The organism is Lentzea sp. (assembly GCF_036380075.1).
In the GTDB taxonomy this organism is placed as follows: domain Bacteria; phylum Actinomycetota; class Actinomycetes; order Mycobacteriales; family Pseudonocardiaceae; genus Lentzea.
Genome location: NZ_DASVFL010000278.1, coordinates 1 through 9,226 on the forward strand (window position 1 = coordinate 1; position 9,226 = coordinate 9,226).

A 9,226-nucleotide genomic window follows, 5' to 3' on the forward strand; every position below is an offset into this window, starting at 1 on the left:
AGGCGCACGAGGTCGGCGTACTGGAGCAGGCGCGCCCGCTGCTCGTCGTCGGTGCCCTGCCACGACCCGTTGGGCTCGAGGGCGAGACCCGAAGCGAAGCCCTGGTCGCGCAGCGGGCTGAAGGGTCCGCCGCCGCGGACGCGGTCGCGCAGCCGATCGCTGAAGGTGCCGATGCCCGTGCCCGCCATGTTCAGCTGGGTCGCGTTGATGCCGCGGGCGTTGCCGGCGACCTCGCCGAAGTCCCAGCCCTCGCCGTAGACGCCGATCCTGCGCCCGTCCACGCCGTCCTTCTCCACGGTCAGCGCATCGAGTGCCGCGCGCACCGCGAGGATGTTTGCCTTCGGGTGGTGGCCCATCAGGTCGAAGCGGAACCCGTCGACCTTGTAGTTGCGGGCCCAGCGCACCACCGAGTCCACGACGAGCTTGCCCATCATGGCGTTCTCGGTCGCCGTGTTCGCGCAGCACGTGGAGTTCGCGACCGAGCCGTCGAGGTTCAGCCGCTGGTAGTAGCCGGGCACGACCTTGTCGAGAACGGACGTCGGTGCGTCGCCGGAGGCCGCCGTGTGGTTGTAGACCACGTCCACGACCACGCGGTTGCCGTTGTCGTGCAACGACTTCACCATCTCGCGGTACTGCTTCGAGCGCGCCCACCCGTTCTGCGCGTCCGCCGTGGCGTACGAGCCCTCGGGCACGTCGTAGTGGAACGGGTCGTAGCCCCAGTTGAAGCCGTCCTTCGCCGCCACCGCGCCGACACAGGCCTGCTGCTGGTCGGAGTCGGCGGGCAGCGACTTCAGGTCACAGGCCGGGGTGGCCTGGTCGGAGCGCTTCTCGGGGATCGTGGCGATGTCGAACGTCGGCAGCAGGTGCACGGTGTCCATGCCCGCCGCGGCCAGTGACTTCAGGTGCTTCATGCCGGTCGAGTCGCGGTGCGTGAACGCCCTGTAGGTGCCGCGGTCGGCCGCCGGGACGGACTCGTCGCCGATCGAGAAGTCCCGCACGTGCAGTTCGGTGATCGCGCCACCCATGCCGCGGGCGACGTCCTTCGTCCAGCCGGCGGGCATGGACTTCGCGTCCTTCAGGTCGGCGAACTGGGAGTGCGTCGAGTTCACCGACAGCGCGACGGAGTACGGGTCGGTGACGACGACCGTGCGCTGCCAGTCGGTGACCTCGAACTGGTAGTACCTGTTCTTCCAGTTCCCCTCACCGGACCACGCGCCCGAGGCGTCGTCGCGCTTGAGCTGCACGACCTTCTTCGGTTCGCCGGCGGGTTCGTCGAACAGGCGCAGCTTCACGTTCCGCGCCGTCGGCGCCCACAGCCGGATCGACGCGCTGTCCCGGTCGAACGCCGGCCCGAACGTCAGCTTCGTCGCGGCTGCTGCGTAGCGGTCGTCGAGCACGCCCGCGATCTGCACGCCGGTGCGGTGCCGGATCGCGCCGCCCGCGTCGACGTGCACGGCGGAGAGCCTGTCCCGCAACGCCTCGTCGACGAACCCGCGCACCGCGAACACCGGCTTGCCCTTGAGGTGCGGGAACCGCGCCGGCACCTCCTCGGTCGTGGGCGAGAGCCGCAGCACCTTGCCGCCATATTCGAGGCGGTAGCCGTCGGACTGCACGGCCGGCACGTCCCAGACGACCCTGTCCTTCGAGATCCAGATCGCCTTGGCCTTGGTCAGGTCGTCGTCGGCGGCCGGACCGGCGTTCGGCGGCAGCAGGTAGGTCTCGTTCCCCTGCAACTGCCACACCTCGTTCCCCTTCTGGCCCAGGTCCAGGAACTGGTCGGCACCGGGGTCCTTGGTGTCGCCGCGGTGCAGGAGGTAGCTCAGGCCCGCCGCGCCGGACGCGAGCGGCACTGACCAGTACACGCCGAACTGGTCGCGCCCGTCCGGCACCCGTGACTGGGTCCAGCCCGGCGACGGCTCCGCGGAGCCCGTCCAGTGGTACATCGTCCAGTCGGTGTAGTCGCCGTCCGGCCGGTTGTAGTGGATCACCGCGCGGTTCTCGGCGGCGGCCTTCGACGCGTGGACCTCGCCCCCGGCCACCCAGGCGTGGCCGCTCGTGAACTTGCCCGAGGCCTCCACGACCGTGCCGCGCACGACGGAGAAGTCGGTGGTCGGCGGGAGCTCCGCGACGCCGTTCGTGAACGGCACATCGCCGCGTCCGGCCACGCGGACCACGGCACCGGTGGCGTCACCGACGTAGTGCACGACCGCCTTGCCCGTGGCCGCCTGCTCCGACGGGTGCACGGCCGGGTCGCCCTGCTTCAACCACACCTCGGGCGTCACGCTCGGGTCCACGATCCGGTCGACCGACGTGTCCTTCTCGTCGCCCTTGTGCGCGATGAGCCCGACGGACTTGGCGCCCGGCTTCAGCTTCACCCAGGCGAAGCGCCCGTAGGCGTCCTCCCCCGCGAACGGCGCCGGCGCGCCCCACTCGGTCGGCGTCTCGACGTCGCCCCAGGCGTGCAGGCCCCAGCCGTCGTAGTCGTCGCGGGCGTAGTGCACGACCAGCCAGTCCGGGTTCTTCGTGCCGGGGTCCGGGACCGGCGGAGCGGCCACGAGCGACACGAACGCGCCGTCCGCGCCGATCTCCCCGGACTTCGCGACCACGCGCAGTTCGACGCGCTTGCCCACCGCCGCACCCGGAAGTGCCGACAGGTCAGCGAAAACGCGGTACGGGGCGGCGTCGTCGGTGCCGAGCACGGTCCAGTCGCGCGTGCCCTCGACGCGGGCGGCGAACGTGGCCGCGGCGTTGGGGGCGCTGATGCCGTCCGCGCGGAGCTCGACCCGCTCGTCGAGCACCGTTCCGGCGGCCGGGGCGACCAGGACGGGCGCCGGCTTCGACTTCGCCACGTCGCCGGTGCCCTTGAGCACCACCGTCGACAGCGCGGGCACGGTCACCGTGACGCGACCGTTCTGGACCTGCGCGTTCTCGAAGCCCTTCGACGACACGGGCACGGTGACGGTCGCGGGCGAGGTGCCGGCGTTCGCGACGACGAGGTGCTCGCGGCCGAGGATGCGGCTGAACGCGAACACGTCACCATCGGCGTACCTCAGCACCTGGTTGCCGTCGCGCCACACCGGGTCCTTGTCGACCTGCGCCGCCAGCGCCTTGAGCTGCTGGTAGAGCGGGTGTGAGGTGTCGAAGTTGTCCTGCGCGCCGGTGCGGTCGCTGCCGACGAGCTTCTCCGCCATGTACTCCGGCGTCTTGGAGGCGAACATGTCCTGACGTGCGAGCTTGTCGCCGCCCGTGCCCGCGAAGCCCTGCTCGTCGCCGTAGTAGACGACCGGGTTGCCGCGCCACAGGTACATCAGCTGGTTGCCGAGCTTGAGCCGCTCCAGCAGTTCCGCGTCCGAGATGCCGGGGCGGTCGTTGCGGATCATCCACGCGATGCGGCCCATGTCGTGGTTGCCGAGGAACGTCGGCAGCGACGAGGCGTTGGAGTCGGCGTCGGTGTAGCGGTCGTCGTCGAGCAGCACCTCGCCCAGGCGCTGGGAGCCCTTGCCGGACAGGAAGCTCAGCGCGCCGCTCTGGAACGGGAAGTCGAGCGTGGCCTGCATCCTGCCGGTGGTCGTGTACTTCGAGGTGTTCTCGGCCGAGGAGTCGAAGACCTCGCCGAAGACGAAGAAGTCCTTCTTGCCCTTGCGGTTCGCGTACTGCTTGACGTGCGGCGCGAGGGCCTGCCAGAACTCCAGGTTGACGTGCTTGACGGTGTCGACGCGGTAGCCGTCGATGTCGAGCGTGTCGATCCAGCTGGTGAAGATGTCCTTCATGCCGTTGACCACGCGTGGGTGCTCGGTCATCAGGTCGTCGAGGCCGGAGAAGTCGCCCTGCTCGCTCGACTCGCCGGAGAACGTCGAGTCGCCGCGGTTGTGGTAGAGCGTGGAGTCGTTGAGCCACCCAGGATTTTTGACTACGGGGGTGAACTTCGTCGGTCCGTCCTTGACCGGCGTGTACGGGAACGACTTCTGCGCGTCCAGTCTCGGGAACGTGGATTTGCCCGCGTAGTCGCTGAGGTCGAACGGCTTGCCGTCCGCGTCCAGGTACGGCTGCGCACCGGTCGAGACGTACTGGTTCTTGCCCTCGGCGTACTTGATGACGTCGGCGGTGTGGTTCGCGACGATGTCGAAGAAGACCTTGATACCGCGGCGGTGCGCGTCCTTGATCAGGTCGCGCATCTCCTGCGTGGTGCCGAAGTGCGGGTCGAGCTTGGTGAAGTCGAGCGTCCAGTAGCCGTGGTAGCCGGCGCTGTCGCCCTGCACCCAGCGGTTGAGGAACATCGGCGTCATCCAGATCGCCGTGATGCCCATGCCGTCGAGGTAGTCGAGCTTCCGGCGCAGGCCCTTGAGGTCGCCGCCGTGGTAGAAGCCCTTGTCAGCGGGGTTGAAGCCGTTCTCGGCGGCGTTCGAGCGGCCGCGGTCGTTGCCCGTGTCGCCGTTCGCGAACCGGTCGGGCATGACGAAGTAGAAGCGCTCCCCTCGCAGGTCGTCGCGCTTGGGCGGCAAGGCGAGCCTCGCGTCCCCGTCGCGCACACCGGGCGCGACGTCCACCACCTCGCCGACGGCCAGGCGTTGCGGTGGAGCGGCAACGGCCTGGACCGGTGTGAGGGGCAGTAGAACCAGTGCAGCGAGTGCGGCGACGACCCGACGCATCGCGACCTCCTTGTCGCAACTTCTTGCAGGGTTGCTGCACGAAACCACGACAAACAGCGGGAAACAATACGTCGGGCCTTGCAAATGTTTGCGGTCAGCCCGCCGGGCGCCGGTACGTGATCGCCAGGCGCAGCGGGTGCGAGCGCCACTCGTTGACGGCCACGCCCGCCACGACGCCGATGCCCTCGACGGACTCGGGCGTCGCCGGGGCGCTGCGGCTCGCCGACCCGGCCAGCGGTCCTTCGCCCGGCGGCGGCGAGAACTGGGCGATGACGACGTGCTGCCCCTCGTGCGGCTGGACGGCGAGCAGGACGTGCGGGTCCTCCTGCTCGCCCTGGTGCTCGATCGGTTCGAGGGACAGGTGCTCGCCGCGTTCCGCCGCCACGCCCGCCATGCGTCCTGCCCACTTGAACGCGTCGGTGACGTCGTCGTCGGTCAGCTCGGCGTCCGCCTCCTGGAGCGTGACCTGCTCCAGGTGCGTGCCGTGCGCGGTCATGTTGCCGTCGGTGGTGAACCGATCCGGAATCATCGCCTCGCCGGTCTCGACGTCGATCATGAGCATGTCGCGGAACCGGGTGTCGGCGAGCGGCGACCGGCCCATGAGGCCGCGGCCGAGCATCTCCTTCAGCTTCGGGTCGGTCGTGCGCCAGTACGTCGTGCGGTCACCGATCTGCAGGCCGACGAAGTCCTTGACCGGCAGGCTCGGCAGGGCCGTCACCAGGGTCTGGCCGGGCTCGACCGGCGCCGGGGCGTGCACCTGGAACGGCGGCAACGACGCGAACTGCGGGTCGACACGGGCGGTGCGGACGACGTGGTGCGCCCACGCCCGCACTCGCGACAACGGGTGGTCCGGGAACCTCGGGTCGTAGCGCGGGTTGTCGCCGGAGTGGAACGGCAGGACGCCCTGCAGTTCCGGCGCGTACGGGTGCGGCTGGACCCAGTTCTCGAACCCGATCTCCGCCGCGAGCACGGCCTCGCGCGCGCCCGTCATGCCGCGTTCCACCGCCCCGAGCTGGAGCACGGCGCTGGAGGTCGCCCTGGGGATGGTGAAGGAGCAGACGAAGGCCTGCCCGTGCGGCTGGTCCGGCAGCGGCAGCTTGATGATCCGCAGCAGCGCCGGCACCCCGTCGAGCTGGACGACGTGCGCCTCGATCAGGCAGCCCGTCTCGCCGTGGACGAGAGCGAGGTCGTGCCTGAGCTTCGGCAGGTCGCCCAGCCCGGCGGGCAGGTCGGGCGTGCGGTCGTAGTAGGTCAGAACCGCCTGGTCACCGCTGGGGTGCTGCCAGATGAACCGGTCGAGCTGGCGGAAACCGGTGGCGTCGAACGAGATGGGCACGCACCGACACTACGTCGGCGCTCAGGCGGCCCTGAGCGTTTTGGACCAGAGCGAGGCGCCGGTCGCGTCACGCAGCCAGACCGTGAGCTCGTGCCGGGTGGCCTCGACCTCGCCGAAGTGCTGGAACCCGTCGAGCGGGCTCGTGTTGGCCACGGGTGGCGCGTGCACGAACACCGCCTGCGGGCCGAACGTCGGGTCGAGGGTGTTCGGGCCGAACGCGCCGGAGTGCAGCGGACCGGACACGAACTCCCAGAACGGGTCGAAGTCGCCGACGGCCGCGCGGTCCGGCGAGTAGTGGTGCGCGGCGGTGTAGTGGACGTCCGCGGTGAGCCACACGGTGTTCTTGACCTTGCGCCGCTTGAGCTCCCTGAGCACCCACGCGATCTCGTGCTCGCGGCCGTTGGGGGAACCGGGCTGTCCGTTCGCGACACCTTCAATGTCGGTGCCGTCCGGTACGGTCAAACCGATCGGCAGGTCCGCGGCGATGATCTTCCACGTGGCGGTGCTGCGACTGAGGCCGTCCACGAGCCACTTCGCTTGCCGGGCACCGAGGATCACGCCCGGCTGGTCCTTCGGGGAGGTGTTCTTGTCCTTATAGGTGCGCATGTCGAGCACGAAGACCTCGACGTTGCGGCCGTAGGAGAACTTCCGGTGCACGCGACCGTCCACAGCGCGCGTCCGGTCGATCGGCATCCACTCGTGGAACGCCTGGAAAGCCCGCTGCGCCAACACGTCCACGCGCTTCTCGGTGTACTGCGGTAGGTCCAGGATCTCGCCGGGGTACCAGTTGTTCGTGACCTCGTGGTCGTCCCACTGCGCGATGATCGGGACCTGCGAGGCGAACCTGCGGACGTTCTCGTCGAGGAAGTTGTAGGCGAACTGGCCGCGGTACTCGTCGAGAGTCTCGGCGACCTTGGACTTCTCCGGTGTGACGAGGTTGCGCCACACCCGGCCGTCGGGGAGCGCGACCGTCGGCTGCATCGGGTTGTCGGAGTAGACGCTGTCGCCGCTGTGCAGGAAGAAGTCCGGCCTGCGGTCGGCCATCGCCTTGAAGATCGGCATGCCGCCGATGTCGGGGTTGATGCCCCAGCCCTGGCCCGCGACGTCACCGGACCACACGAACCGCACGTCGTCGCGGCCGATCGGGGCGGTGGTGAAGCTGCCGGTGACGGCTTCGCTGCGGGTGCGGCCGTCGAGGTCCTCGGCCGTGACGCGGTAGTGGGTGGTGCGGCCGGGCAGCAGGTGGCTGACGCGGACCTGGCCGGTGCCCCCGGTCTCCGGGCTGAGCACCGGGCCGCGAACGCGCCGGGCGAACCGGAACTCGGGGTCGTGGGACACCTCGACGAGCATCCGGGACGGCCGGTCGGCGCGCGTCCACACGATGCCGCCGTCCCAGGTGACGTCGCCGGACTGCACGCCGTGCGTGAGAGTCGGGCGGCCGGTCCTCGCGAGGCCGATGCCGCTGGGCACCAGCGCCGCGGCCGTGCCGAGTGCGCCTGCCTTGAACAACGTGCGACGGTCGAAGGTCATGCGCGGTTTCTAGCCGCCGGGTCTGGCCGGTGGTGAAACCCCGGATGAACTCCGACCGTCGTCGCCGCTCACGTGAGACGCTTGAGCCAGTCCGTGATGATCTGGCGGGACGCGGGCGTGGCGTGCACCCACGTCTGGCGGTTCTGGTCGGTGTACTTGACCACGAGCCAGCGGCCGTCCTCGAAGTCGATCGTGGTGAGGAAGGTCTTGGCCCGCTGCCGTCCGTCCGCGCCGCGCTTGGCCGCGTACAGCTTCGCCGTGCCCCTGCGGGGCTGGGCGAGCAGCTTGCGCAGCGCGATCGACGGCGTCGCCCGGCCGGGCTGGTGCGCGTTGAGCTCCGACTCGTGCACGTTGATCGACTGGCCCTTGCCGGCCTGGACGTCCGGCAGCTGCATCGCGAGGACCTCCGGCGCGTTCTCCGGCCGGATCGGGTGCAGCTGCACGAACCCGCCGTCGTGCACGGCGAGCACGCCGTGCTGCGAGTCCGCCGCCACGACCACGGGCTTGGTCTCGCTCGGCGTGACGGCGATCCACGCCGAGTAGTCCGCGTCGGCCTTGGCGATCAGGTGCAACGTGCCCCGCACGTCCGGGTGGTCGAGCCCGGCCTTGCGCAGCTCACCGATGACGTCGCGCTCGATGACGGCGCGTTCGTCCTCGGTCTCACCGGGCGAGTCGACGGAGAGCGCGGGGTGGTACTCCCCCAGCTTCTCCTGCTTCCACAGCACGTCGAACGCGAGGTCGGACAGCTGGATGGACGACCGCAGCACGTCACCCCCCGATCGTCGGCGGCGCGACCATCGGCATGTCCCCGATGATCTCGTTGGTGTTCTCCTCGTTGACCAGGTAGTCGGCCGACTTATGCTCCAAGTCGTCCTCCCCCTGGCCCTTCTGCCCGTGACCGCCCATGCCACCGGCACCGGCCGCACCGGCCCGTCCCGCGGCACCGGCCGCGCCACCACCGCGCGCGTTCGGCCCGGTCTCGCCCATGCCGCCGAACACACCGGACTTGCCACCGGGCTGCTGCCCCGCCGCAGTGCCGCTCGCGTTGCCGCTGCCCACACCGCTGCCGAGCCCGCCGCCACCGAGCCGGCCGGACCCGGAACCCGTGCCACCGGACCCGCCGAACTTGCCGCCGGTCCCGCCGGTTCCACCGGGTCCGCCACCGAACCTGCCGCCGCCGGTGCCACCGCCGCGACCGGTCCCCGTTCCACCGGGCCCGCCGATGCCGGGGCCGACGGGCACGCCGATGGGCGGGATGCCGGTGTTCGGCGGCCGCTCGATCACGCCGCCGACGATGGGCCGGCCACCGCCGGTGGTGTCACCGGGCCGGGTGATGGTGCTGGTGTCGCCACCGCCGCCGATGCCGCTGGTCGTGGTCTGGTCACCGCCGTTGAGGCCGGTGGTCCCGGTCCAGCTGCCCCCGTTGGTGCCCTGCGGCGACCCGGTCGAGCTGGGGAACGTGCCGGTGTTGCCGGTGGGCCGCCCCGCGTTGCCGACGTTGGCCGTCTTGTCCTGCCCGTCGTCGCCACCGGTGTCGGTGACCTGGACGTTGAGCGTGTCGGCCGTGACGCCGGGGAACTCCTTGGGGAGCTCACCGCGGTTGGTGTTGCTGGCGCTCTGGAACTCGCTGTAGACCTTGCGGTTGTGCGCCTCGTCGCTGTTGTAGCCGTTGACGGCGTCCTCGGCGTCGGTGTCCCACGGCGTCACGTCG

Annotated in this window: 4 protein-coding genes and 1 pseudogene; all 5 read right to left on the reverse strand. The window is 70.3% G+C overall.

Features of this window, described 5'->3' with window-relative positions; translation table 11 throughout:
* Positions 1–4,649: alpha-amylase family glycosyl hydrolase (locus VF330_RS29945; protein ID WP_330855044.1), on the reverse strand; the 4,649-nt coding region annotated here is incomplete at its 3' end.
* Between the two features lie 94 nt (positions 4,650–4,743).
* The gene (locus VF330_RS29950; protein WP_330855045.1) at positions 4,744–5,985 is read right to left on the reverse strand and encodes a hypothetical protein; all 1,242 of its coding nucleotides are present in this window, start codon (positions 5,983–5,985) and stop codon (positions 4,744–4,746) included.
* Between the two features lie 21 nt (positions 5,986–6,006).
* Complete coding sequence (locus VF330_RS29955; RefSeq protein WP_330855046.1) at positions 6,007–7,515, reverse strand: alkaline phosphatase D family protein; 1,509 nt, start codon at positions 7,513–7,515, stop codon at positions 6,007–6,009.
* A 68-nt stretch (positions 7,516–7,583) separates the two neighbouring features.
* Entirely contained in the window at positions 7,584–8,282 is a 699-nt protein-coding gene (locus VF330_RS29960) for an ESX secretion-associated protein EspG (protein ID WP_330855047.1), read from the reverse strand.
* A 1-nt stretch (position 8,283) separates the two neighbouring features.
* Positions 8,284–9,226: pseudogene (locus tag VF330_RS29965) on the reverse strand (hypothetical protein); the annotation flags it as partial.